We start from the raw sequence: 25,170 nt of genomic DNA, 5'->3' as shown, positions 1-25,170 counted from the left end.
CATAAGCGACGCCTATGCGCCGTCGATGGAGCCGATCATCAGCGCGATGCGATCAGCGGCGAACCGGCTGCGCGAGACCTGGATCGGGCGTCCACCCTGTGCGTTCACCGCCTCGACCATCAGCACCGGCGCGCCTTCGGCAAGTCGCAGCGCCTCCGCATCGCGCGACGACGCTCGCCGCGCGGTGATCCGCATCGAAGCGCGGACGTAATCTCCCATACCGACCGCTTCGACCGACTTCGATATCGACCCCGTCGCACGAAGGAGCGCGCCGATCTCTGGAACGCGCGCTTCATTGGCGAAGCGGCGCACTGAACGGCAGGTCGCGAAGCGCCACCGTCTTTCGTATTGTTGTCATGAGAATCGTCTAGCCCGACGCCTCTTCGCGATGAGATTGGACCTATGCGCTACGCAATCTACTTCACCCCCGGTGAAACCGACCCGCTGACACGCGCAGCCGAGCGCTGGATCGGCCGCAGCGCCTTTTCCGATGCGGGGCACGCGCCGCTCGACGCCGACCTCGCCTTTCACACCGCCTCGGCGCGCCGCTATGGCTTCCACGCGACGATGAAGGCCCCTTTCCGCCTGCCCCCCCACCGCAGCGAGCCCGAGCTCATCGACGCGTTCGACCGCTGGACCGCTGCGCGCGATCCCTTCGTCGGCCCGCGCCTCGTCATCGGCCAGATCGACGGCTTCTTCGCGCTCGTGCCGGAAGTCCGCAGCACCGATATCGAAGCGCTCGCCCGGGACCTGACCGTCGATTTCGACGCCTTTCGCGCATCCCCCAGCGAGGCGGAGATCGCGCGGCGCAATCCCGAAAACCTGACCACCCGTCAGGTCCGTCATCTGCATGAGTGGGGCTATCCCTACGTGATGGAGGATTTCGGCTTCCACATGACGCTGACCGGCCGCGTCGCCGGAGAGGAAGCGCTACGCCTTCGCCGGCGCCTCGACGCGCATTTCGGCTTCCTTCTCGATGCGCCCGTCGCATTTGCCTCGCTCGCGCTTTTCGTCGAACCGGAGCCGGGCGCTCCCTTCACGGTCCGGGCCTTCCGCCCGCTCGGCCGAAACCTTGCACGAAAGACTGCCTGACATGCCCACCGAAACCAACTTCTCCAATGCCCGCATCGTCCTTGCCGACAGGATCGTCGAAGGCTCGGTGCGCATCGTCGACGGACGCATCGCCGACATCGACGCCGGCGCTAGCCGCACTGGCGAGGATTTTGGCGGGGACTACCTCCTGCCTGGCCTGGTCGAACTTCACACCGACCATCTCGAAGGCCATTTCGCGCCCCGTCCCGGCGTGCGCTGGAACGCCGTCGCCGCCGTCCAGGCGCATGACGCGCAGATCGCCACCTCGGGCATCACCACCGTCTTCGATTGCCTGCGCATGGGCTCCGACGAGGATGGCGGCTTCGCGCCCGGCGAGATGCGGCTTCTGGCCGACGCCATCGAAACCGCGCAGGCCGACGGCCGCCTGCGCGCCGACCATTTCCTGCATCTGCGCTGCGAGGTCTCCTCGCCGGACGTGCTCGCTTCGTTCGAGGGCTTCCGCGACGACCCGCGCGTCCGTATCGCCTCGCTGATGGACCACGCGCCGGGCCAGCGCCAGTTCCAGACGATGGGTCAGTACACGCTCTACTACAAGACCAAGCGCGGCCTCACCGACGACCAGTTCGAGCGCTTCGTGACGCAAAGGCAGGAGCAGTCCGCACGTTATTCGGCGCCGCACCGACGCGCCATCGGCGAGCATTGCCGCGCCGCTGGCGTCACGCTCGCCAGCCATGACGATGCGACGCTTGCCCATGTCGACGAGGCTGTCGGGGACGGCGTGCGGCTGGCCGAGTTCCCGACCTCCGTCGAAGCCGCCCGCGCCTCGCACGAGGCCGGCATGAGTGTCCTGATGGGCGCGCCCAACGTCGTGCGCGGCGGCTCGCACTCCGGCAACATCGCCGCGCGCGATCTCGCCGAGGCCGGCATCCTCGACGTGCTGTCGTCTGACTACGTGCCGTCAAGCTTGCTGCAGGCGGCGTTCCGGCTGGCCGAGGAGGTCGACAAGATTTCGTTGCCGCAGGCGGTCGCGCTGGTCTCCGCCACCCCCGCCCGCACCGTCGGCATGGAGGATCGCGGCCAGATCGAGGCCGGCCGCCGCGCCGATCTCATCCGCGTCGACAACATGGCCGGCCTGCCGGTCGTCCGCTCCGTCTGGCGCGAGGGCAGGCGCGTCGCATGATGCCCGCAGACCCAATCGAGGGCGGTTGCTTCATTGCCGTCGTCGGCCCGAGCGGCGCTGGCAAGGATTCCGTCATGCGCGTTGCGAGCGAGGCGCTGGCAGCCAATCCTCGCGTCCATTTCATCCGCCGGGTCATCACACGTCCTTATGACGCGGTCGGCGAGGACCACCAGCCCGCCGACGAGGCGACGTTCGAGGCGATGCGAGAGGCGGGCGGCTTTGCGCTGCACTGGCAGGCGCACGGCAACAGCTACGGCATTCCCGCCGAAGCCGACGCGATGGTGGCAATGGGCCACGCTGTGATCGCCAATCTCTCGCGCACGGTGCTTGCCGATCTTCCCGGCCGCTACCGCCGCCCGCTTGTCGTCGAGATTACCGCTGCGCCTCAGATCCTTGCCCGCCGCATCGCTGCGCGCGGGCGCGAAAGTGAAGCGGAAATCGCAATCCGCCTTGGCCGCAAGGTGGTGATTGAGCCCTTCCCCGGCACCATCGTCATCGACAATGGCGGGCGTCTCGAAGACGCCGGGCGCGCCTTCGCCGACCTGATCCGAAACGCCTTGTCCTGATTCAGTCGTCAGGCGCCACGAAGGCCCTCAGCAATTCAAACTGCCCGCACGCCATGGCTCGCCCGTCTATAGTTCGCAGGCCGCACGCCCGCGCGGCGGCAAGAAACTGTGTCACCGTGGGCTCTGTTATGGCATCGGCGGCGAACGCGCCGGTTGGCAGCGTCGCGACGAGCTCCGGCGAAAACGCGCTGCCGGGCGCATAGTCCATGCCCAGCGGTGTCGCATTGATCGCGATGTCATAGCTGTCGAGGCTTTCGGGCAGACCCGTCACCACCTCGATTCCTGTGCCCGCCAGACGGCGCGCCAGCGCACCGACCTCGTCATCTGATCGCGACCAGATCGCCAGTCGCCGACCGCCGCGCTGTGCAAACTCGAAGGCGATCGCGGTTCCCGCCGCGCCCGCGCCGGCCAGGACGGCGGACTTGCCGAACGGTTCGAAGCCGGCGGCCCGCGCGCCGTTCCAGAATCCCGCGCCGTCCGCCATGTCGCCGAAAAGGCGCCCGTCCGGATTGCGGCGAACGGCATTGACGCTCTCCAGAGCTCGCGCCGTCGGCCCGGCTTCATCGACCATCGTCAAGAGCGCACGCTTGTGCGGCAGCGTAGCGACGAAGCCGTCACAGTTCTCCGCCTCGCGCACCATCGCCACGAAACCGGCAAGCGTATCGACGCTGACCTCAAGCGGCACCATGATGCGGTCGATGCGCCGCTCGGCGAAGTATCTGTTGAACAGCGTCGGCGAACGTACCTGCGCGATCGGCGTTCCGATCATGAAGACGACGCGCGTGGCTGCCGTAACGATGCCTTGGTTCATGGCGAAATTGTCCTCCTCCTGCTTGACGCCGACAGCCATAATCCATAACAGGCGAAATATTGAAGATTTTTCTGCGCGTTGGAGGAGAATGCGTGTTCGGGCGGAAAACCTCTGATTCCGATACGGTCGTGCGCCTGCTCGCCGCGCAGGTCCGCCGCGACATCTCGGTTGGTCTGCTTGCGCCCGACGCGAAGCTGAAAATCGACGAGTTGCGCCAGCGCTATGGCGGCTCGGCCCATTCCTTCCGCGAGGCGCTGACCCAGCTTGCCAGCGAGGGCCTGGTCGAGGCGAGCGCGCAGCGCGGCTTTCGCGTGGCCTCGGCCACCCAGACCGATCTGGAGGACATAACCCGCCTGCGCGCAGAGATCGAGACGCTTGGCCTCGGCTGGTCGATCAAGCATGGCGACCTGCGGTGGGAGAGCGAGGTGCTCGCCGCTTTCCACACCTACGCACGCCTGTGCGCGCAGGCCGATACGGATCGGTCCGCGCTTGCCATCGAGTGGGACGAGGCCGGTCGCCAGTTCCACGGCACGCTCGTTTCCGCCTGTCGCTCGCCGCGCCTGATCGAATTTCAGGACCGGCTCCATGCGCAAAGCCGCCGCTTCCGCTACGCCGCGCTGGTCGAGGGCCGGATCGATCTTTCCGCCGAGACGCATGCGCTGCGCAACGTCGTCGAAGCATCCATCGCGCGCGACGCGGGCGCAGCGAGCGCTGCGCTCTCGCAACACATTCTCAGCGTTCTCGAGCGCTGAGACCGGCCATCTCGGCCAATCAAGGAAAGCACCAGTCTCAGGGAGGAATATCCATGCTTTCGATCACACGCAGAACCTTCGGCGCCCTTGCCGCCGCCACGATGCTGATGGGCGCGGGCGCTGCCAGCGCCGAGCCGATCAAGGTCGGCATCCTGTCGTTGACCTCGCACTCGCCGTCGATCATTGCCGAAGGCAAGGGCTATTTCGACGAAGCCGGCCTCGAGGTCGAGTTCGTTCCGTTCCAGGCTGCCCAGCCCATGGCCGTCGCGATTGCGTCGGGCGACGTCGATTTCGGCCTGACCGCCATGACCGCCGGCCTCGTCAGCCTTTCCGAGCGCGGCGCAGTCAAGATCATCGGCGGCGCGCTGCAGGAAACCGCCCAGATCGAGGGCCAGAAGATCCTCGTATCCAAGGCCGCGCATGAAGCGGGCCTTACCACCCCGGCAGACCTCGAAGGCAAGCGCTTCGGCATCACGACGGCGGGCTCCTCATTCCACTACATGGCGCACAAGATCGCCGACAAGGAAGGCTTCGAGCGCTCGACGATGGAACTCGTGCCGCTCAACGGCGTGCCGGCTGTCATCGCCTCGCTTCGCTCGGGCCAGATCGACGCGTGGTCGATCGTGCCCAACATCGCCTCGGGCCTCGTCAAGAGCGGAGACGTGTTCGAGATCGGCTCCATCGCCGTTTATGTCGAGGACTATCAGGTGACGACGATCTTCACCTCGACCGAGATCGCCGAGAACAATGGCGAACTCGTCGAAGAATTCCTCGCCGCGTTCTCCAAGGGCGCCGATGACTACAACGCCGCCTTCGTCGACAAGACGATGTCTGAAGAGGAAAGCGCCGAGATCGTCGCGATGATCCATGAATGGGTCTACACCGACCGGCCGCTGGCCGAGGCCGACCCGGCGATCCGCGCCGGCGCGATGCGCATCAACGAGAATGCGAAGCTGAACGTGGCGAGCATCGAGGACCAGCTCGAATGGTTCAAGTCCGAAAACCTCGTTCCCCAGGACGCCTCGATCGAGAATCTGGTCGACACGAGCTTCGTCGAGACCTTCTGATCTCCCAAGGCTGCCGGTCCTGAGCGTTGCGCTCGGGGCCGGCTCGACCCGAAGAGCCATTCTGCGCAACCCGAGGAGCCGATCATGGATCTTGTGATCGATAACATCACGCATCGCTACGGCCAGACCGACGTGCTCGAGAACATCAATTTCGAGCTGAAGAGCGGTGAGATCGTCTGCATCATCGGCCCGTCGGGCTGCGGCAAGTCCACGCTCCTTCGCTTCATCGGCGGGCTGGAGCGGCCGACCTCCGGCCGCGTCCTGATCGCCGGCGAGCCGCCTGCGGGCTCGCTCAACCCGCTCACCTACATCTTCCAGGATTTCGCGCTGCTTCCGTGGCGCACGGTGGAGGGCAATGTCAGTCTCGTCCTCGAAGATCACGGCATCCGCGGCGACAAGGCCGAGGCCGTCATTGAGGATGTGCTTCGCCGCACCAAGCTGTCGGATTTCCGCAAGGCCCTGCCGCGCCAGCTCTCCGGCGGCATGAAACAGCGCGTGGCGATCGCCCGCGCGCTTTCGGTCAACCCCGCCGTCATGCTGATGGACGAGCCGCTCTCCGCGCTCGACAGCCAGACCCGCGAGCTTCTGCTCGACGATCTGGTCGAGCTGTGGTCGCGCGAGAAGTTCTCCGCCTGCTACGTCACCCACAACCTGGCCGAGGCCGTCCGGCTTGGCCATAAGATCATCGTCCTGTCGCGCCGTCCCGGCCGCATCCGGCAGGTCGTCGAGATCAACATGCCGCTGGCCGAGCGTGCCGGCCGCCTCGCCGAGCTGGAAGAAACCCAGCGTCACCTGTGGAATCTGATGCGCGACGAAGCGCGCGCCGCCGACATGGAGTTGGCCGATGTCGCTTGACACCATGAACTCGACCCACCCCGCCGAAGTCCCGCAAAAGCGTGTCATTGCGCCTTCCGGCGCCAAGCCTGTGCCGTTCCGCGGCGGCGGCTTCAAGACGCGCAAATTCGGCTATGTCGGGCCGCTCGTCTTCATCGTCATCATCGCGATCTGGGAGTTCGGCTCGCAGTCCGGCATCATCAGCCCGATCGCGCTGCCCGCCCCGTCGGAGGCCTTCGGCGCGATCCAGGACCTTGTGCGCACCGGCCAGCTATGGACCCATCTTCAGGCGAGCCTTTACCGCCTCTCGGTCGGCTGGTTCTTCGGCTCGATGCTGGGCGTGACGGTGGGGCTTGCGATCGGCCTCTTCTCGGTCGCCCGCGCCGGCATCTCGCCCATCGTCTCGGCGCTTTTCCCAATTCCGAAGATCGCGCTCCTGCCGCTCTTCATCGTCTGGTTCGGCATCGGCGAAGGCTCGAAGGTCGCGACGATCCTGTTCGGCACCTTCTTCCCAACCGTCATCGCCACCTATGGCGGCGTCGACAATGTCGACCGCAACCTGATCCGCATGGGCCAGTCCTTCGGTCTGTCGTGGCTGTCGATCGTGCGCAAGATCATCATCCCCGGCGCGCTGCCGGCGATCCTGTCGGGCTTCCGCATCTCCGCCTCGATCGCGATCGTGCTGCTCGTCGCGGCAGAGATGATCGGCGCGCAATACGGCATCGGCGCCTACATCCTCATGGCCGGCGCGATCTTCGCGACCGACCAGCTCATCGCCGGCGTCGCGATGCTCTCCATCCTCGGCCTCACCATCGGCTGGCTGATCGGTAAGGCCGAGCAGTATTTCCTCAACTGGCGCACCTGACGGACCTGACATGACCAAGCGAGTGGAAGCCGATTACGACGTCGTCGTGTGCGGCGGCGGGGCGGCCGGCGTTGCCGCGGCCATCGGCGCGGCGAAGGCAGGCGCGAAGGTCTGCCTCGTCGAAAAATACGGGTTCCTTGGCGGCGCGGCGACGACCTCGCAGGTCTATGCCTATTGCGGCCTCTTCCAGCAGGGCCGCGAGCCGGTGAAAGCCGTCGGCGGCGTCGGCGAGGAGGTCGTCGGCGAACTTCGCAAACACGGCCTCGACGGCGAAGCCTTCCGTTCGGAAACGACCGGCAACTGGATCGTCCTCCTCGACGGGGAAGTCCTGAAATTCGCACTCGACAATCTCGTCCGCCGCTACGGCATCGACGTCAGGCTCCACACCCGCGTCGCCTCCGTCGCCCGCACGGCGGACCGGCTCGAAGCCGTCACGCTCGCCGGCATGGGCGGGCGCAGCCGTGTCGTCGCCGAAGCCTTCGTGGATGCGTCGGGCGATGCCAATCTCGCCATGCTCGCCGGCGTTTCGTTTCGCACCGGCGATGCCGAAGGCAAGTTGCAGGCACTGACGATGCCGATCCGGGTCGGCGGCATTGCGCCCGATCTCGACATCGACCGCAAGGCGCTGCAGGCGGCCATCGCGCGCTACAACCAGAACGGCGCGCATCCCATCCAGCGCACCGATGGCGGCATCATCATCCGCCTCCCGCTCTCGCACGACATGTGGTGGATGACCGTCGATGTCGGCCTGCCGGACCTTTCCTCCGAAAGCTTCACGGTGGCCGAGATGGAAGCTCGCGCCCGTGCCAACGACTATGTCGCCATGCTCAAGCGCGACATGCCGGGTTTCGAGCGCGCCTATCTCGTCGCCACGGGGCCGCAGATCGGCGTGCGCGAGACGCGCCATCCCGCCGCGCGCTACGAGATGACCGGCGAGGACGTCGTCTCCGGCCGCCTGCGCGAGGACGGCATCGCCCGCGCCGCCTGGCCGATAGAGCTCCATGGCGAGGCCGGCAAGCCGAGCTACACGTCGATCGGCGGCGCGGGCTACTGCCACGTTCCCTACGATTCGATCCGCGCCAAGGGCCTCGACAATCTGTGGTATGGCGGTCGCGTCATCGGCGCCGATCCGCATGCCTACGGCTCGATACGCGTCATGGGCACGGCGTTTGCCACCGGCCAGGCTGCCGGCGTCGCGGCCGCCGATCATGTCGACGCGGACCACCGCAACGACGCACGCAGCGTTCAGGCGCGCCTCGCCGAGCAGGGCGCCCTCGTCTAGAGCACGAGGCGCGTTATGCCGGCAGGCCCGTTTCGAATGTGACAGCCGGACTCTCGCAAGGGATACCTCTCCGACGTTTTGGTTAGGGAGGAAAGACCAATGGGCGCACGCAATCTCGAGGAGGTGCTGCGGCAGAGCGGCGACACGGTCGGCCTTCTGCGCAATTCCAGGATCGGCATGTATGTCTATCCGGTCGTCGCCGCCGAGTTCACCAACTGGCGCGACGAACAGCGCGCCTGGCGCGATTCCGCCGTGCTCTTCGACCAGTCGCACCATATGGCCGAGCTGATGGTTGAAGGCCCCGATGCCGGTCCGTTTCTCGAGGGCTTGTCGATCAACTCTTTCAAGGGGTTCACCGTCGACAAGGCCAAGCATTATGTACCGGTTGGTCCATCGGGTCATGTCATCGGCGATGTGATCCTCTTTCATCTCGACGAGAACCAGTATCTGCTCGTCGGCCGCGCGCCGACCGTCAACTGGGTCGAGTACAATGCCTCGCTCGGCAAGCATGACGTCAAGGTCACCCGCGACGACCGCTCTCCCTCCCGTCCCGACGGCAAGAAGGTCGACCGGCGCCACTACCGCTTCCAGATCCAGGGGCCAAATGCCACCTCGATCCTCGAGAAGCTGAATGGCGGGCCTATCCCCGAGATCAAGTTCTTCAACATGGACCGGATCAACATCGCCGGCCGCAAGGTGCGCGCGCTGCGCCACGGCATGGCCGGCGCGCCCGGCCTGGAGATCTGGGGACCCTACGAAGAGAAGGACGAGATCCAGGCCGCCATCATCGAGGCCGGCAGGGGGCACGACCTCTACCAGGTCGGCAGCCGCGCCTATTCGACCAACACGCTCGAATCCGGCTGGATCCCCTCCCCCCTGCCCGCGATCTATTCCGGCGAGGAGATGCGCGCCTATCGCGAATGGCTGCCGGCCAACGGCTACGAGGCGACCGGTTCGATCGGCGGCTCCTACGTCTCCGGCAATATCGAGGACTACTACACGACGCCCTATGAACTCGGTTACGGCTTCTACGTGAAGTTCGACCACGACTTCGTCGGCCGCCAGGCGCTGGAGAAAATGGACCCGAAGACGCAGCGCAAGAAGGTCACCTTCGAGTGGAACGACGAGGATGTGATGAAGATCATCCATTCGAGTTTCCGCAACGGCGAGGAAAACTACAAGTGGATCGACCTGCCCCAGCCGAACTATGCCTCTTCGTCCTTCGACCGGGTCCAAAGGGACGGCAAGCTCGTGGGCCTTTCCATGTTCAACGGCTATTCCTTCAATGAGCGCGCGATGCTTTCGCTCGGCATTGTCGATCAGGATGTGAATGTCGGCGACGTGCTGACCCTCGTTTGGGGCGAGCCCGATGGCGGCTCCGGCAAGACCTCGACCGAGCGCCACAAACAGGCGGAAATCCGCGTCCGCGTCTCGCCCGTCCCCTATGCCCGCGAGGCGCGCGAGAACTACGTGGACAGCTGGCGCACGCGCTCGAGCTGAACCCGTCTCACACGCACAGTAGGCAAAGCTTATGCCGCCGGTCCGCCTTTCGATTGGTGGTTGCGGAGCGTCCCCGATACGCCGAGACTGGGGTCCGGTGGCCGCGCCTGGCGGCCGGCCCAAGGGAGGAAAAAGAATGAAGACGAAGATGATGTTTGCCACGATTCTGGCCGCCGGCCTGTCGTGGTCGGTGCACTCGCATGCGCAGGAAACCGTCAAGATCGGCGTCATCCTGCCCTATTCGGGCCCGTTCGCGGACGCCGCCAACCAGTTGCAGGCCGGCATCGACCTCTACATCGCCGAGCATGGAAACGAGGTCGCCGGAAAAACGATCGAGCTGGTCAAGAAGGACACTGGCGGCCCGGCCCCGGATGTCGCCCAGCGCCTTGCACAGGAACTCGTCGTGCGTGACGGAGTCGACATCATCGCCGGCTTCGCGCTCACGCCCGAAGCCCTCGGCGCAGCCCCGATCGCGACCGAGGCGCAAAAGCTGATGGTCGTCATGAATGCGGCGACCTCGATCGTCACCGAGCAGTCCGACTACATCGTGCGCACCGGCGTGACGATTCCGCAGCTCAACACCGTCCTGGGCCAGTGGGCGTTCGAATCCGGCGTCAAGGAAGCCTATACGCTCGTCGCCGACTACGGCCCGGGCCATGATGCCGAGAAGGCGTTCGCCGCAGGCTTCACTGAGGCGGGCGGCAAGATCATCGGCGCCGACCGCACGCCGGTCGCCAATCCCGATTTCTCCGCCTTCGTCCAGCGCGTGCGCGACGCCAATCCCGAGGCCGTCTACATCTTCGTGCCAGGTGGCGCGCAGCCCGCCGCCATCGGCAAGGCACTGGTCGATCGCGGCCTCGCCCCGCCGGACACCAAGATCTTCGCGCAAGGCGAACTCACCCACCCAGAAGCGCTCGAAAGCATGGGTGACACCGCGCGCGGCATCATCACGACCTACCACTACTCGCTCGAGCGCGACGACCCGCTCAACAACGAGTTCCGCGAAGCCTATCGCGAGGCCAATGGCGGCCGCTCGCCCGACCTGTTCTCGATCGGCGGCTATGACGGCATGCACCTGATCTACGAGGCGCTGAAGAAGACCGAAGGCGACACTTCCGGCGATGCGCTGGTCGAGGCCGCGAAGGGCATGGCCTGGGACAGCCCGCGCGGGCCGATGTCGATCGACCCGGAAACGCGTGACGTCGTCCAGACCGTCTACATTCGCGAGGTGCAGGAGGTCGACGGCGAATTGCAGAATGTCATCATCGACGAAATCCCCGAGGTCAAGGACCCGCTCCACGGCAAGCAGTGACTGCAATCGACCGGGCCGCGCCTAGATGACCAACATCGTCATCGTTCTGTTCGACGGGTTCGCCTTCGGGATGCTTCTGTTCGTCCTGTCCGTGGGCCTGTCGGTGACGCTGGGCATGATGAACTTCATCAACCTCGCGCACGGCGCCTTTGGCATGCTTGGCGGCTACGTCACCGTGCTCGTCATGCGCCAGTTCGGTCTCCCCTTCATTCTGGCGCTGCCGGTGGCATTCCTCGCCGCCGCGCTCGCCAGCATCGTTATCGAACGCACCCTGTTTCGCCGGCTCTACCGGGCCGGCGAACTCAACCAGGTCCTCTTCACGATCGGCATGGTTTTCGTCGCGACGGCGGCGGCGACCTATTTCTTCGGCACGGTTCAGCAGCCGATCCGCCTGCCTGCATGGCTGCGCGGCACGGTCGAGATCGGCGGCATCCGCTTCGGCACCTACCGGCTCTTCCTCATCGCCATCGCCCTTGCCATCACCGCGCTCCTCGTCTTCGGAATCGAGCGCACGCGTCTCGGCGCGCAGATCCGGGCCGCCGTCGACAATCAGCGCGTCGCGCAGGGACTCGGCCTCAATGTCGAGCAGATCTTCGGCATCACCTTCGCGCTCGGCAGCGGACTCGCCGGCCTCGGCGGCGCGCTCGCGATCGAGATCGTCGGTCTCGACCCTTCCTTCGCCTTCCACTACCTCGTCTACGTGCTGATCGTGGTTTCCGTCGGAGGCCTCGGCTCCATCACCGGCTCCTTTGTCGGGGCCGCGCTCCTCGGCATCGGCGACGTCGCGGGCAAGTATTTCGTGCCCGAAATCGGCTCCTTCCTGATCTATCTGATCCTCGTCGCCGTCCTCTTGTGGCGGCCACTCGGCTTGTTCGGAAGGCGGTGAGGGAGATGCCCATGACGACCCTCAACCGCACAACTGCCCCCCACACCTGGCTTGCCCGCCAGAGCCGCTGGTCCTGGTTCGAGGTCGCCTTCTGGATGGCGACGCTCCTGCCCTTCTTCCTGTTCCCGACCTACCTGACCCTGGCGAGCCAGATCGCCATCGCCGCCCTCTTCGCCATCTCAGTCGACCTGATCCTCGGCTATGCCGGCATCGTCACGCTCGGCCATGCGCTGTTCTTCGGCCTCGGAGCCTATTCCGTCGGGCTCCTGAGCGCGCGGCTCGGATGGGGCGAGCCGATTTCCAGCCTCGCCTTCGCCGGCCTCGTGGCTGGTCTCGTCGGCTTCGTGGCGAGCTACCTGATCGTGCGCGTCCAGCATCTCGCCCTCATCATGGTCACGCTCGGCCTTGGCTTCCTCGGCTATGAACTCGCCAATGCGATGACATGGCTGACCGGGGGAACGGACGGCCTGCGCGGCGTCAGCACCTGGCAGATCTTCGGCACGTTCCGTTTCGACCTGTGGGGCTACACCGCCTACACCTATTCGCTGGTCGTGCTGTTCCTCGGCCTCCTTGTCAGCCGGACCATCGTCAACTCGTCCTTCGGCCTTGCGCTGCGCGGCATCCGCGAAAACGTCAAACGCATGCCGGCCATCGGCTCGGACCATTCCTGGCACCTGCGCAAGATCTACACGATCTCCGCTGCGCTGGCGGGCATAGCGGGCGGGCTTCTGACGCAGACCACCAACACGGTCGGGCTCGACGTCCTGAGCTTCCAGCGCTCCGCCGACGTGGTGGTCATGCTCATCCTCGGCGGCACCGGCAGGCTCTACGGCGCGATCGTCGGCGCCATCATCTTCCTCGTCGCCCGCGACCAGCTCGCCGGCGTCAACCCGCAATATTGGTACTTCTGGATCGGCCTTCTCCTCATGCTCGTCGTGCTCTTCATGCCGAAAGGCATTTTGGGCTTCTTCGCCAGGTTCGTGGAAAGGCGCGGCTGATGGGGCAGACGCAGCCGATCATGCTCAAGACAAATGCGCTGCGGAAAAGTTTCGGCGCGCTTCAGGTCTCGCGCGACGTTTCGCTGGCCCTGCCGCGCGGTTGCCGCTACGCGCTGATCGGCCCCAACGGCGCCGGCAAGACGACGCTGATCAACCTGATCACCGGCCAGCTCAAGCCGGATTCGGGAACCATCGAGCTCGACGGCGAGGACATCACGGCCACGCCTGCCGCGGCCCGCGTGCGCAAGGGCCTCGCCCGCACCTTTCAAATCAACACCCTCTTTCCCGAGTTGACGCCGATCGAGGCGGTGACGCTCGTGGTCAGCGAGCGCGAAGCTGTCGCCGGCCAGTTCTGGCGCCGCCTGTCGACACAAACCGAGGCGATCGACGAGGCGTTCGAAATCCTGACACGCCTTCGCCTCGCGGACGTCGCGACCAGGCCGACCCGCACCCTGGCCTATGGCCAGCAGCGCCTGCTCGAGATCGCGCTGGCGCTCGCCACGCGCCCCAAGGTCCTGCTCCTCGACGAGCCCGCCGCCGGCGTCCCGAAGGACGAGAGCGCGATGCTCTTTTCGGTCATCGCCGGCCTGCCGGAGGACATTTCGGTCCTCTTTATCGAGCATGACATGAACATCGTCTTCCGCTTCGCCACCCGCATCATCGTGCTGGTCAGCGGCGGCGTGCTGGTCGAGGACACGACGGCGAACATCCGCACCGATGCGCGCGTGCGCGACGTCTATCTGGGGCACGGCGCCCATGGCTGAGCCGATCCTCGAATTCCGGGACGTCAGCGCCGGCTACGGGTCCGGCATCGTGCTCGATCACGTCTCCTTCGCCTTGCCTGAAGGCCGCAGCCTCGCCCTTCTCGGCCGCAACGGCGTCGGCAAGACGACGATCATTCTGACGGCCATGGGCTTCCTGCCGCTCAGCGGCGGCAGCGTCCATTTTCGCGGACAGGACGTCTCGCGCCTGCCGTCCCACAGGCGCGCCCGGCTTGGCCTTGGCTGGGTTCCGCAGGAACGCGACATCTTCCCCTCGCTCTCGGTCGAGGAAAATCTGACGGTCGCTGCCCGCTCCGGCCGCTGGACGCTCGACGCCATCTGGGAGCTCTTCCCGCGCCTCAAGGAGCGGCGCGCCAACATGGGCAACCAGCTCTCCGGCGGCGAGCAGCAGATGCTGACCATCGGCCGCACGCTGATGACCAATCCCGCCGTCCTCCTCCTCGACGAACCGCTTGAGGGCCTTGCGCCGATCATCGTCGAGGAACTGACCGCCGCGATCCGCAGCATGGCCCGCAACGAAGGCATGGCGCTCGTCCTCGTCGAGCAGCACGCCGATGTCGCGCTCGCGCTGACCGAGGACGCGCTGGTCATCGAGCGCGGCACGGTCGCGCACCGGGCGAAATCGCAGGCGCTTGTCGAAGACCGCGCGACGCTCGACCGCTACGTCGGCATGAATCTCGATGTCGATGAGCCGGCATCCGGAAAGGCATGATCATGAGTGAACCCTGCTTCGACGTCGCCCATCTCGGCCATGTCGAACTCCTGACGGACAAGTTCGAGGAAAGCCTCGATTTCTTCGTCAACGTCTACGGGCTGACGGAGGCCGGCCGCGAGGGCGATTCGGTCTACCTGCGCGCGTGGGACGACTATGAATTCCACTCCCTGAAACTGACCGCGTCGGATACGACCGGCATGGCGCACTGCGCCTACCGCACGTCATCGCAAGCCGCGCTCGACCGGCGTGTCGCGGTCATCGAGAAGATGGGTCTCGGCATCGGCTGGACCGACGGCGATCTCGGCCATGGCCGCTCCTACCGCTTCAACAGCCCGGACGGTCACGTGTTCGAACTTTATTGGGACACGCACAAATACCAGCCGCCCGAGGCTGAAAGGCCCGCGCTCAAGAACGTCGCCCAGCGCTTTCACGGGCGCGGCGCGGCACCACGCCGCATCGACCACTTCAACCTTCTGGCGACCGACGTGTCGAAGATCCGCGACTTCATGGTCGAGGCGCTGGGAAGCCGCGTGACCGAGATGATCCGGCTCGACAATGGCCGCATCGGCGGCTGCTGGTTCACGGTCAACAACAAGGGCTACGACATGGCCTGCACCGAGGACCATTCGGGCACGCGCGGCCGTTTCCATCATCTGACCTATGCGGCCGACCACCGCGACGACATCCTGCGCGCCGCCGACATCTTCCTTGAAAACGGCGTCTTCATCGAGACCGGCCCGCACCGCCATGCCATCCAGGGCACCTTCTTCCTCTACGTCTACGAGCCGGCAGGCAACCGCATCGAGATTGCCAATGCCGGTGCGCGCCTCGTCCTCGATCCCGACTGGCAGACGATCGTATGGACAGAAGCCGAGCGCAGGAAGGGCCAGGCCTGGGGCCTGAAGACGATCGAATCCTTCCACACTCACGGCACGCCGCCCGTTCCCAAAGGAGGCACCAAATCATGAGCACGGCTCTCGTCATCAGCGCGCACTCGGCCGATTTCGTCTGGCGGTGCGGCGGCGCCATCGCGCTGCACGCCGAAAAGCGCATCGACGTGACGGTTGTGTGCCTCTCCTATGGCGAGCGCGGCGAGAGCGCCAAGCTGTGGAAGAATGCCGGCGCCACGCTCGAAGGCGTCAAGGCCGCGCGGCGCAAGGAGGCCGAAGCTGCCGCGACGACGCTCGGCGTCGCCGACATTCAGTTCTTCGACTGCGGCGACTATCCGCTTGAGCTCGACCGCGACGCGAAATTCCGCCTCGTCGACGTCATCCGCAAGGTCCAGCCGGAATTCATGCTGTCGCACTCGATGGAGGACCCCTACAATACCGACCATCCCTATGCGACGCGCGTCGCGCTCGAATGCCGGATGATCGCGCAGGCCTGGGGTCACAATCCCGGCGAGAAGGTGCTGGGCGCGCCGCAACTCTATCTGTTCGAGCCGCACCAGACCGAGCAATGCGCCTGGAAGCCCGACACGATCCTCGACATCACGCCGGTCTGGGAGAAGAAGAAGGCCGCCATCGAGTGCATGGAAGGCCAGCAGCACCTTTGGGACTACTACACCAACGTCGCCGAAAACCGCGCCAATCAGTTCCGGCGCAATTCCGGTGGCCAGGCCGGCGGGCGCGAGGCGAAATACGCCGAAGGCTTCCAGTCTATCTTCCCGCGCACGGTGGACGCGCTGTGATGCCGAGCGCCGACCACCACAATGGCGTCCGCGCCATGTGGATGCGCGGCGGCACGTCGAAGGGCGGCTATTTTCTTGCGAGTGACCTGCCCGACGACCCGGCTGCGCGCGATGCGCTTCTCCTGCGCGTCATGGGCTCCCCCGATCCGCGCCAGATCGATGGGCTCGGCGGAGCTGACCCGCTCACCTCCAAGGTCGCCATCGTCTCGAAATCAGTCCGGCTGGATGTCGACGTCGACTATCTTTTCCTGCAGGTGTTCGTCGACAAGGCCATCGTCACGGACGCGCAGAACTGCGGCAACATCCTGGCCGGCATCGGCCCCTTCGCCATCGAGCGCGGCCTCGTTCCAGCCAATGACGGCGAGACGCGCGTGCGCATCTTCATGGAGAACACCGGCCAGATCGCCGTCGCCACGATCCAGACGCCGGACGGCCACGTGGTCTATGCCGGAAACGCGCGCATCGACGGCGTGCCCGGCACGGCCGCACCCATCCCCATCATATTCAAGGACACGGCCGGCTCCTCCTGCGGCGCGCTGCTGCCGACCGGCAACGACGTCGACGAGATCGAGGGCGTGGACGTAACCATGATCGACAACGGCATGCCGTGCGTCGTCATGGCCGCTGCCGATTTCGGCCTCACCGGCACGGAAAGCCCGGCCGAGCTCAACGCGAACACCGACCTGAAGGCGCGCATCGAGGCTATCCGCCTCAAGGCAGGGCCATTGATGAATCTCGGCGACGTCGCGGAAAAATCCGTGCCGAAGATGACGCTCGTCAGCGCGCCGCAAGCGGGCGGCGCGATCTCCACCCGTACCTTCATCCCCCATGTCTGCCACCAGGCGATCGGCGTCCTCGGCGCCGTCAGCGTCGCCACCGCCTGCCTTCTCGAAGACGGCCCGGCGGCGAAGATCGCGCGCCTGCAGCGCGCGCGCGACATGCTGATCTCGATCGAGCATCCGACGGGCGAGTTCACCGTCACGGCAAGCCTCGACGCGGCCGGCGGTCTGAACGAGGCGGGCGTTCTGCGAACGGCCCGCAAGCTCTTTGATGGGCTCGTCTACGACTGAGCCACTTCCCAAACGACATGTTGGATGCCTAAATCCGCGCCATGTCGTCCTACCCGAACCTGCGCCATGTCCGGCTCTTCCAGTTTGCCGCCGAAACCAATTCGCTGACCCGCGCCGCCGAAGCCGTGCGCGTGTCCCAGCCCGCCGCCTCGCAGGCAATCGCCAAGCTGGAAACGCAGTTCGGCGGCGCGCTTTTCGAGCGGCGCGGCTCGGGGGTCTTCGTCACCGAGCGCGGCCGGCTTCTCGCCGAGCGCGCCGCACGCGCGCTGTCGCTCCTGCGTGAGGCCAATGAGCGTCTGGCGCGCCACGCTTCCATCGGCCGCGCCCTGGCGATCGACCTTCTGGAAACCCACGCCACCATCGCACACTTGCGCGCCATTGCCGCCTTCGCCTCGACCAGCAGCTTCACCGCGGCCGCCCGCCGTCTCGAACAGGCTGAGCCCTCTGTCCAGCGCGCCGCGCGCGAACTGGAGCGCATCGGCACGGTCCCGCTCTTCGAAGGCCGGCAGAACTCGATCCGGTTGACGGCAACCGGCACCATGCTCGCCCGCGCCGCCAGCCTCGTTCTGCGCGAACTCGAGAACGCGCTGGAGGATACACGCGAGCTCGACGGACGCTTCACCGGCCGCGTCGTCATCGGCACCCTGCCTTTCGCCCGCACGCGTATCGTGCCGGAAGCCATCGTCGCTTGGACCGGCCGGCGCCCGGCGGCATCGGTGGAAATCGTCGACGGCTCCTACGACACGCTCGCCCATGCGCTTGCCATCGGTGAGATCGACCTGCTGGTCGGCGCGCTGCGCCCCGCTTCCGAGGCGAAGGGCATCGCCCAGGAAGCGCTTTTCGAGGACCCGTTGTCGGTGGTGGTGCGCGCGGGCCATCCGCTTGCCGCGCGCGCTGCGGTCACCTTCGACGATCTTCGCGCATATCCGTGGATACTGCCGCGCAAGGGCACGCCCACCCGTGCGATCTTCGACGACCTGTCGATGCGGTACGGCTTGGCGCAATGCGACAGCGGTCTTGTCGAGACCGGCTCGCTGGTCGCGCTGCGTGGCCTCCTCGTCAATTCCGATCGGCTGACGCTGATGTCGCGGCGCCAGATCGCCTATGAGGAAGAAGCCGGCCTTCTCGTGCCGCTGAACCTTCCCCTGCCCGCAACGGCGCGACCCATCGGCATCGCGACCCGGCAGGGCTGGATGCCCACCACCCTTCAGGCCGAATTGCTCGGCGCGCTGCGCGCCGCTGCCCAGAAACTCTAGCTTCTCAGGCCCGGCGCTTCCTGCCCCGTGCTGGCTACATATTCGGAATAGCCGCCGCCATAGGTGCGGATGCCGTCCTCGGTCAGTTCCAGGACCCGGTTCGACAGCGCGGCGAGGAAATGCCGGTCGTGACTGACGAACAGCATCGTGCCCTCATATTGCTGGAGCGCGGCGATCAGCATCTCCTTTGTCGCGATGTCGAGATGGTTGGTCGGCTCGTCGAGAACGAGGAAGTTCGGCGGATCGAACAGCATCTTCGCCATCACCAGCCGCGCCTTCTCTCCGCCGGAAAGCACGCGGCACTTTTTCTCGATCTCGTCGCCTGAAAAGCCGAAGCAGCCGGCAAGCGCGCGAAGCGGCGCCTGCCCCGCCTGAGGAAACGAATCTTCGAGCGATTGCAGCACCGTGCGTTCGCCCTCGAGCACCTCCATCGCGTGCTGCGCGAAATAGCCCATCTTCACGCTGGGCCCGCGCGAGACCGAACCGTCGTCGGGATCGGCCGTGCCGGTGACGAGCTTCAGAAGCGTCGACTTGCCGGCGCCGTTGATCCCCATCACGCACCAGCGCTCGCGCCGGCGTACCTGGAAGTCGAGCCCGTCATAGATGGTCCGGCTGCCATAGCTCTTGGAGACGTTCTTCAAGGTCGCGACGTCCTCGCCCGAGCGCGGGGCCGGCTGGAACTCGAAGCGCACCGTCTGGCGCCGCTTCGGCGGCTCGACCTTGTCGATCTTGTCGAGCTTCTTCACGCGGCTCTGCACCTGCGCGGCATGCGACGCGCGCGCCTTGAACCGCTCGATGAAGGCAATCTCCTTGGCGAGCATTGCCTGCTGCCGCTCGAACTGCGCCTGCTGCTGCGCGTCGGCCAGCGCGCGCTGCTCCTGGTAGAAGGCGTAGTCGCCCGAATAGGAAGTAAGCGAGCCGGCATCGATCTCGACGATCTTGTTGACGATGCGGTTCATGAACTCGCGGTCATGCGACGTCATCAAGAGCGCGCCGTCAAACCCTTGCAGGAAGGCTTCGAGCCAGATCAGGCTTTCTAGGTCGAGATGGTTGCTCGGCTCGTCGAGCAGCATCACGTCGGGCCGCATCAGCAGGATTTTGGCGAGCGCGACGCGCATCTTCCAGCCGCCCGAAAGCTTGCCGACATCGCCGTCCATCATCTCCTGGGAAAAGCCGAGCCCGGCCAGGACTTCGCGCGCGCGGCCGTCGAGCGCATAGCCGTCGAGTTCGTCGAACCTACCCTGCACATCGCCATAACGGGTGATGATTTCGTCCATCTCGTCGGCCCGGTCCGGATCGCCCATCGCAGCTTCGAGCTCGGCCATCTCGGCGGCAAGCGCGCTCACCGGGCCGACGCCGTCGATCACTTCCGACACCGCGCTCTTGCCGGCCATGTCGCCGACATCCTGGCTGAAATAGCCGATCGTCACGCCGCGATCGATCGCGACCTGGCCCTCATCGGGCTGCTCCTCGCCGGTGATCATGCGAAAGAGCGTGGTCTTGCCGGCGCCATTCGGGCCGACGAGGCCGATCCTCTCGCCTTTTTGCAGCGCCGCCGATGCCTCGATGAAGACAATCTGCTTGCCATTCTGCTTGCTGATATTTTCGAGTCGTATCATTCCGGGGAAAACCTCGCGCGCGCTGGAGCGCGGCCAATACGCGATTGGGACCGCGCGCGAAAGGGCGGGCGGCACTATGGCGCAGCGATGAACGCCTCGAGTTGCCGGCGCAGCACATCGATGAAGCCAAGCGGGTGGTCGACCATGACGTGATGCGCCGCGTTCGCGACAACGGTCTTCGGCGCCCCGGCCAAGGCGCAAAGCGCGTCGAGATGCGCCAGGTCGTCCAAATTGTAGAGCGCCGAATTGGCCCCGAGAACCAGCGCCAGCTTGACCTTCGATCCCGCGAACATCGCATCGAAATCATGCTTGCGGTTGCCGCGGCGCCAATGGCGCGGATCAAACCGCCACGTCCAGCCGCCATCGACCTGCTTGAGGCCGTGCCGGGCGATGTGGTCGGCGATGAAGAGATTTTCGCAAGGCTGCTCGGGTGCGAAGCGAAAGCGCGAAAGCGCTTCGGCAAGGCTCGGATAGACCCGGTGGAGGCGATAGGCATCGGGATCGGCCGGCTTGCGCGCCGCCCGGGTCGCCTCGGCAAAGAGCGGCGGGTCGACAATCACCATGCCCCCAAATCGCTCGGGCATCCGGTTGGCGAGGCGCAGCGCCGGCAGGGAACCGAATGAATGTGCGACGATGATCGGCTTGAGCGCGGGCTCGAACGCGCCTGTGTCCTCGGCCGCCCCCACAGCCTCGTCGACATGCTGGTCGATCGAATACGCATCGCGCCAGTCCGAACGCCCCATCCCGGACCAGGAGAGCGCCCCGACGCGGAAGCGGTCCGCGAAAAAGGGAGCGATGAAATCCCACCAGTCGGCATGGGCTCCGTTGCCGTGCAGGAAAACCAGCCCGCGCCGGCCGCGTTGGCCCCACGAAAGCGTCTCGATCGCCGCTCCATCGACCGTCACGACACGGCGTTCCGGCGCCTGCGCGAGCGCGTCGGCGAACCAGTCGGGTGCGGGCGGCGGCTCGCCGGAGAAGGGCGCAAGCAGCGTGGCGCGGGCGCGCCGGGCGGTCGGGGCGGCATCTGTCATCGCCGTACTTACTTCCAGTCGGCACCGCTTTTGGCAAGTGTCTCGGTCACGCGCGACAGTTGCAAAATGTCCTGCCGCGGCATCCGCCGCGCGAGATGGGCGCCCTTCCTGCTTGACTTGTCCTGCTGGGGGTTTATCGAACAGGTCTCGTTACTTGAGATACCAGGTCGACAAGAACAGACACCTTCCAGGGAGGAATGCCCATGCTCAATCGTCCGTCCAAGACCCTCGCGCGTCTCGTAGGCGCTTCGCTCGTCATCGGCGTTGCCATGACCGGCGCCAAGGCGCAGGAATTCATCAACGTCCTCACCGGCGGCACGTCCGGCGTCTATTATCCGCTCGGCGTCGCTCTGTCCGAAATCTACGGCGAGGGCATCGAAGGCTCGCGCACCCAGGTCCAGGCGACCAAGGCGTCCGTGGAAAACCTCAACCTGCTGCAGCAGGGCCGCGGCGAGATCGGCTTCTCGCTGGGTGACTCGCTCGTCATGGGCTGGGAAGGTGACGAGCAAGCAGGCTTCCGCGAGCCGCTGACCAAGCTGCGCCGCATCGCCGCCATTTACCCGAACTACATCCAGCTCGTCTCGACCGCCGACAGCGGCATCACGACGCTGGAGGATCTGCGCGGCAAGACCCTGTCGGTCGGCGCTCCGGCGTCCGGCACCGAACTCAACACCCGCGCCATCCTCGAAGCAGCCGGTATGACCTATGAGGATCTTGGCCAGGTCCAGTACCTGCCCTTCGCCGAGTCGGTCGAACTGATGAAGAATCGCCAGCTCAACGCGACCCTCCAGTCCGCCGGCCTCGGCGTTGCCTCGATCCAGGATCTGGCGACGACCAATCCGACGACCGTGGTGGAGATCCCGGCGGATCTCGTTGAGTCCATCGGGGCTCCCTACGCACCGGGCGTCATTCCGGCCGGCACGTATCAGGGTCAGGAGGCGGATGTGCAGACCGCGACCGTCGTCAACTACCTCGTCACGCATGAGGACGTCTCAGAAGAGACCGCCTACCAGATGACGAAGCTGCTCTTTGAAAACCTCGATCGCATGGTCTCCTCGCACGCGGCCGCATCGGCCATCGCACTGGAAAACGCCGTCGACGAGAACCCGGTGCCGCTGCATCCGGGCGCCGAGCGCTACTACCGCGAACAGGGCCTGATCCAGTAAGGATCGCTCGAGAGCGACAGACTGCCGGACTTGACGCATCCGTTGGCGGGGATATGCCCCGCCGGCGGATTTTTCGATGAAGCGGGGGGTGCACCCGCACTGGGGAGAGGTCACCCGACATGACGAAGAACACCGAATTGGGCGGGGCGGAAGCGGAAAAGCGAGTTGGCGACGCACCCATGGCCGCAGCCGCCGAAACCCAATCGACGGCTCCCGTGGATCCCGAGCACGGCCTGCCGTCCGGCTTCGGCATCGGACTGGCCGGCAAGGTCGTCTTCGGCATCGCTATCGCGTTCTCGGTCTTCCAGCTCTGGGTCGCGGCGTTTCACTCCATTCCGAGTCAGGTCGTGCGTTCCATGCATGTCGGCTTCGTGCTTCTCCTCGGCTTCACGCTGATCGCCAACCTGACCGGCGGCGGTCTGGTCAAGAAGACGATCCTGTGGGCGATGGGCATCATCGGCTTCGGCATCGGCTGTTATTACTGGGTGTTCTACAACGACCTCATCCTGCGCGAGGGCGGCTTCCTTCTGACGCAGGACCTGATCGTCGGCGGACTGCTCATCGTTCTCGTCTTCGAAGCGACCCGTCGCCTGATGGGCCCTGCGCTGCCGATCATCGCCGGCATCTTCCTGCTCTACGGTCTCTTCGGCGAATACGCCCCGGGCGTCCTTGCGCATCGCGGCTATGACTGGGATCAGGTCATCGGCCAGCTCGGCTTCGGCACCGAAGGCATCTACGGCACGCCCGTCTATGTGTCGTCGAGCTACATTTTCCTGTTCATCCTGTTCGGCTCCTTCCTCGAGCGCGCCGGCATGATCAAGCTCTTCACGGACGTCTCGCTCGGCATGGTCGGCCACACCAGGGGCGGCCCGGCCAAGGTCGCGGTAGTCTCGTCCGCCTTCATGGGCACGATCTCCGGATCGGGCGTCGCCAATGTCGTCACCACCGGTCAGTTCACCATCCCGCTGATGAAGCGCTTCGGCTACAAGCCCGCCTTTGCGGGCGGCGTCGAGGCGGTGTCCTCTATGGGCGGCCAGATCATGCCTCCGGTCATGGGCGCGGTCGCGTTCATCATGGCCGAAACGCTCAACATCCCCTATTCGCAGGTCGTGATCGCGGCGATCATCCCGGCGTGCCTCTACTTCTTCTCCGCCTTCTGGATGGTGCATCTGGAAGCCGGCAAGCGCGGCCTGCTCGGCATGCGCAAGGAAGAAACCCCGAGCGCCCTCGGCGCATTGCGGGTCGGCTGGTATCTGCTGATCCCCCTCGGCGTCCTCGTCTACCTGCTCTTTACCGGTTTCACGCCGCTCTTCGCCGGCACGATGGGCCTCGCGCTCACCGCCGTCCTCATTCTGGGCGGCGCCATTGCGCGCGGTCTGCCGAGCCAGACGCTGCGCTATCTCTACTGGGTGCTGCTGGGCCTCGTCTGCGCCTCGTTCTTCCAGTACGGCGTCACCGTCATCATCTGGACGATCGCGGCGCTCGTTCTGGTCAATCTGTTCGTCAAAGGCGGCCGCGAGACGCTTGCCACCGCGCGCGACGCTCTGGCCGAAGGTGCCAAGAACGCGCTGCCCGTCGCCATCGCCTGCGCGATGGTCGGCGTCATCATCGGCATCCTCAGCCTCACCGGCTCCGCCTCCACCTTCGCTTCGTTCATCGTACGCATCGGCGAGCAGAGCCTGTTCCTGTCGCTGGTCCTCACCATGCTCACCTGCCTTGTCTTGGGCATGGGCATTCCGACCATCCCGAACTACATCATCACCTCGTCGATCGCTGGGCCGGCGCTGCTCGAACTGGGCGTACCGCTCCTCGTCAGCCACATGTTCGTTTTCTATTTCGGCATCCTCGCGGACCTGACGCCGCCGGTCGCGCTGGCGGCTTTCGCCGCCGCGCCGATCGCCAAGGAATCGGGCATGAAGATCGGCATGCAGGCGGTCAAGATCGCACTCGCCGGCTTCGTCATCCCCTACATGGCCGTCTATACACCCGCATTGATGATGCAGCCTGGAGGTCCGCTTGAGGCGGCGATCGGGTTCTGGCCCGCTGTCCTTTATGTGACCTTCAAGACCGTGTTCTCGATCACGCTGTGGGGAGCGGCTGCCATCGGCTTCCTGTTTGCCCCACTCAACTGGGTCGAGCGTATCGTCGCGATGGTCGCCGCCTTCACCGTCGTGCTCGCCTTGCCGGTGACCGACGAGGTCGGCTTCGCGCTCGGCTTTGCTCTGATCGGTTATCTCTGGTGGCGCGCACGGGCCGCGCGCAACACGGCGCCGGCCGCATGAATCTGTGCATCGAGGCGGCGGGAGCGATCGTCGCCTTGGCGCTGCAAACCTTCACGCTCTCCTGGCAGCATTCCGTCGAGAAGATCGAGTGGTCGGAAAGCTGGGCCGTGAGCGATGCGGGACTGGTTCTTCAAGAGGCGTCCGTCGAGGGCACCGGCGCCGGCATGGAAATCCCTGAAGGTTCCGTCCTTCGGGATGGCGCCTGGCACTATCGCCCTGGTCTGCCGCCCCTTCCCGAACTGGTTCTCTCGGATGCCGGACGCGGCGCCGACTGGACGCTGTGCGAGCCGGACGGCCGGTGCCGCCAGCTTTCCGAGATCATCCCGGCCTCCGGTGCGGTCATCCGCCTTTCACCGTGCGCCCGCGACGAAAGCGAACCTTGACCATGCCGGCAAAACAATGCCTTGCTGGCAGTGAAGAAGGTGTCTCTACCGGGACGCCCGGCAGGCCGAC

General features: G+C 65.7%; 25 protein-coding genes. 21 read left to right on the top strand and 4 right to left on the bottom strand.

What is annotated here, in order from left to right:
• Window positions 1-12 precede the first annotated feature (12 nt).
• Window positions 13-312 (bottom strand): UTRA domain-containing protein, encoded by a 300-nt coding sequence (locus tag GTK01_RS08480; protein WP_252925443.1) that lies wholly within the window; start codon window positions 310-312, stop codon window positions 13-15.
• A gap of 90 nt (window positions 313-402) precedes the next feature.
• Here GTK01_RS08480 and GTK01_RS08475 point away from each other — a divergent pair, with 90 nt between their 5' ends.
• Genes GTK01_RS08475 through phnN form a run of 3 tightly spaced genes read left to right on the top strand, consistent with a single transcriptional unit; the run spans window position 403 to window position 2,799 of the window.
• The gene (locus tag GTK01_RS08475) at window positions 403-1,092 is read left to right on the top strand and encodes a DUF1045 domain-containing protein (protein WP_252925442.1); all 690 of its coding nucleotides are present in this window, start codon (window positions 403-405) and stop codon (window positions 1,090-1,092) included.
• A 1-nt stretch (window position 1,093) separates the two neighbouring features.
• The gene (locus GTK01_RS08470) at window positions 1,094-2,233 is read left to right on the top strand and encodes an alpha-D-ribose 1-methylphosphonate 5-triphosphate diphosphatase (RefSeq protein ID WP_252925441.1); all 1,140 of its coding nucleotides are present in this window, start codon (window positions 1,094-1,096) and stop codon (window positions 2,231-2,233) included.
• Window positions 2,230-2,799 (top strand): phosphonate metabolism protein/1,5-bisphosphokinase (PRPP-forming) PhnN, encoded by a 570-nt coding sequence (gene phnN, locus GTK01_RS08465; RefSeq protein ID WP_252925440.1) that lies wholly within the window; start codon window positions 2,230-2,232, stop codon window positions 2,797-2,799. Before GTK01_RS08470 ends, phnN begins: the two co-directional genes overlap by 4 nt.
• 1 nt (window position 2,800) lies before the next feature.
• On the opposite strand, the gene GTK01_RS08460 is transcribed toward phnN, so the two are convergent.
• Window positions 2,801-3,610, bottom strand: coding sequence for a shikimate dehydrogenase (locus GTK01_RS08460; protein WP_252925439.1), 810 nt, complete (start codon window positions 3,608-3,610; stop codon window positions 2,801-2,803).
• 92 nt (window positions 3,611-3,702) lie between these two features.
• On the opposite strand from GTK01_RS08460, the gene GTK01_RS08455 reads away from it, so the two are divergent.
• The 15 genes from GTK01_RS08455 (at window position 3,703) to GTK01_RS08385 (ending at window position 18,619) form a co-directional block, all read left to right on the top strand.
• On the top strand, window positions 3,703-4,362 hold the full coding sequence (locus tag GTK01_RS08455) for an FCD domain-containing protein (RefSeq protein WP_252925438.1): 660 nt from the start codon (window positions 3,703-3,705) through the stop codon (window positions 4,360-4,362).
• Between the two features lie 53 nt (window positions 4,363-4,415).
• A complete protein-coding gene (locus GTK01_RS08450) occupies window positions 4,416-5,429 on the top strand; it encodes an ABC transporter substrate-binding protein (RefSeq protein ID WP_252925437.1) in 1,014 nt (337 codons plus the stop codon).
• Between the two features lie 84 nt (window positions 5,430-5,513).
• Window positions 5,514-6,284 (top strand): ABC transporter ATP-binding protein, encoded by a 771-nt coding sequence (locus tag GTK01_RS08445; protein ID WP_252925436.1) that lies wholly within the window; start codon window positions 5,514-5,516, stop codon window positions 6,282-6,284.
• 4 nt (window positions 6,285-6,288) lie between these two features.
• Complete coding sequence (locus GTK01_RS08440) at window positions 6,289-7,128, top strand: ABC transporter permease (protein WP_252925616.1); 840 nt, start codon at window positions 6,289-6,291, stop codon at window positions 7,126-7,128.
• A 10-nt stretch (window positions 7,129-7,138) separates the two neighbouring features.
• Entirely contained in the window at window positions 7,139-8,410 is a 1,272-nt protein-coding gene (locus GTK01_RS08435) for an FAD-dependent oxidoreductase (RefSeq protein ID WP_252925435.1), read from the top strand.
• A gap of 99 nt (window positions 8,411-8,509) precedes the next feature.
• Window positions 8,510-9,910 (top strand): aminomethyl transferase family protein, encoded by a 1,401-nt coding sequence (locus tag GTK01_RS08430; RefSeq protein ID WP_252925434.1) that lies wholly within the window; start codon window positions 8,510-8,512, stop codon window positions 9,908-9,910.
• A 136-nt stretch (window positions 9,911-10,046) separates the two neighbouring features.
• The gene (locus tag GTK01_RS08425) at window positions 10,047-11,222 is read left to right on the top strand and encodes an ABC transporter substrate-binding protein (RefSeq protein ID WP_252925433.1); all 1,176 of its coding nucleotides are present in this window, start codon (window positions 10,047-10,049) and stop codon (window positions 11,220-11,222) included.
• A 34-nt stretch (window positions 11,223-11,256) separates the two neighbouring features.
• Window positions 11,257-12,108, top strand: coding sequence for a branched-chain amino acid ABC transporter permease (locus GTK01_RS08420; RefSeq protein WP_252925615.1), 852 nt, complete (start codon window positions 11,257-11,259; stop codon window positions 12,106-12,108).
• A gap of 11 nt (window positions 12,109-12,119) precedes the next feature.
• Window positions 12,120-13,106 (top strand): branched-chain amino acid ABC transporter permease, encoded by a 987-nt coding sequence (locus GTK01_RS08415; protein ID WP_252925432.1) that lies wholly within the window; start codon window positions 12,120-12,122, stop codon window positions 13,104-13,106.
• Entirely contained in the window at window positions 13,106-13,870 is a 765-nt protein-coding gene (locus tag GTK01_RS08410; protein WP_252925431.1) for an ABC transporter ATP-binding protein, read from the top strand. Before GTK01_RS08415 ends, GTK01_RS08410 begins: the two co-directional genes overlap by 1 nt.
• The gene (locus GTK01_RS08405; protein ID WP_252925430.1) at window positions 13,863-14,600 is read left to right on the top strand and encodes an ABC transporter ATP-binding protein; all 738 of its coding nucleotides are present in this window, start codon (window positions 13,863-13,865) and stop codon (window positions 14,598-14,600) included. The genes GTK01_RS08410 and GTK01_RS08405 overlap by 8 nt, the downstream gene beginning before the upstream one ends.
• Before the next feature lie 2 nt (window positions 14,601-14,602).
• Window positions 14,603-15,571 (top strand): catechol 2,3-dioxygenase, encoded by a 969-nt coding sequence (locus tag GTK01_RS08400; protein ID WP_252925429.1) that lies wholly within the window; start codon window positions 14,603-14,605, stop codon window positions 15,569-15,571.
• Window positions 15,568-16,293 carry a PIG-L deacetylase family protein gene (locus GTK01_RS08395; protein WP_252925428.1) on the top strand — a complete coding sequence of 242 codons (726 nt, stop codon included), beginning with the start codon at window positions 15,568-15,570 and terminating at the stop codon, window positions 16,291-16,293. The genes GTK01_RS08400 and GTK01_RS08395 overlap by 4 nt, the downstream gene beginning before the upstream one ends.
• Window positions 16,293-17,363, top strand: coding sequence for a 4-oxalomesaconate tautomerase (locus GTK01_RS08390; RefSeq protein ID WP_252925427.1), 1,071 nt, complete (start codon window positions 16,293-16,295; stop codon window positions 17,361-17,363). Before GTK01_RS08395 ends, GTK01_RS08390 begins: the two co-directional genes overlap by 1 nt.
• A 41-nt stretch (window positions 17,364-17,404) precedes the next feature.
• Window positions 17,405-18,619, top strand: coding sequence for a LysR family transcriptional regulator (locus GTK01_RS08385; RefSeq protein WP_252925426.1), 1,215 nt, complete (start codon window positions 17,405-17,407; stop codon window positions 18,617-18,619).
• On the opposite strand, the gene GTK01_RS08380 is transcribed toward GTK01_RS08385, so the two are convergent.
• Entirely contained in the window at window positions 18,616-20,238 is a 1,623-nt protein-coding gene (locus GTK01_RS08380) for an ABC-F family ATP-binding cassette domain-containing protein (protein ID WP_252925425.1), read from the bottom strand. The genes GTK01_RS08385 and GTK01_RS08380 overlap by 4 nt on opposite strands.
• Before the next feature lie 74 nt (window positions 20,239-20,312).
• Window positions 20,313-21,269, bottom strand: coding sequence for an alpha/beta fold hydrolase (locus GTK01_RS08375; protein WP_252925424.1), 957 nt, complete (start codon window positions 21,267-21,269; stop codon window positions 20,313-20,315).
• A gap of 203 nt (window positions 21,270-21,472) precedes the next feature.
• Here GTK01_RS08375 and GTK01_RS08370 point away from each other — a divergent pair, with 203 nt between their 5' ends.
• From GTK01_RS08370 to GTK01_RS08360, 3 genes are all read left to right on the top strand, one after another.
• On the top strand, window positions 21,473-22,435 hold the full coding sequence (locus GTK01_RS08370; protein WP_252925423.1) for a TAXI family TRAP transporter solute-binding subunit: 963 nt from the start codon (window positions 21,473-21,475) through the stop codon (window positions 22,433-22,435).
• 179 nt (window positions 22,436-22,614) lie between these two features.
• Complete coding sequence (locus GTK01_RS08365) at window positions 22,615-24,717, top strand: TRAP transporter permease (RefSeq protein WP_252925614.1); 2,103 nt, start codon at window positions 22,615-22,617, stop codon at window positions 24,715-24,717.
• A complete protein-coding gene (locus tag GTK01_RS08360; RefSeq protein WP_252925422.1) occupies window positions 24,714-25,100 on the top strand; it encodes a DUF1850 domain-containing protein in 387 nt (128 codons plus the stop codon). Before GTK01_RS08365 ends, GTK01_RS08360 begins: the two co-directional genes overlap by 4 nt.
• Window positions 25,101-25,170 lie beyond the last annotated feature (70 nt).

Source organism: Aliihoeflea sp. 40Bstr573, assembly GCF_024105655.1.
Lineage (GTDB): Bacteria > Pseudomonadota > Alphaproteobacteria > Rhizobiales > Rhizobiaceae > Aliihoeflea.
This window is presented reverse-complemented; position numbering and strand designations above follow the sequence as displayed.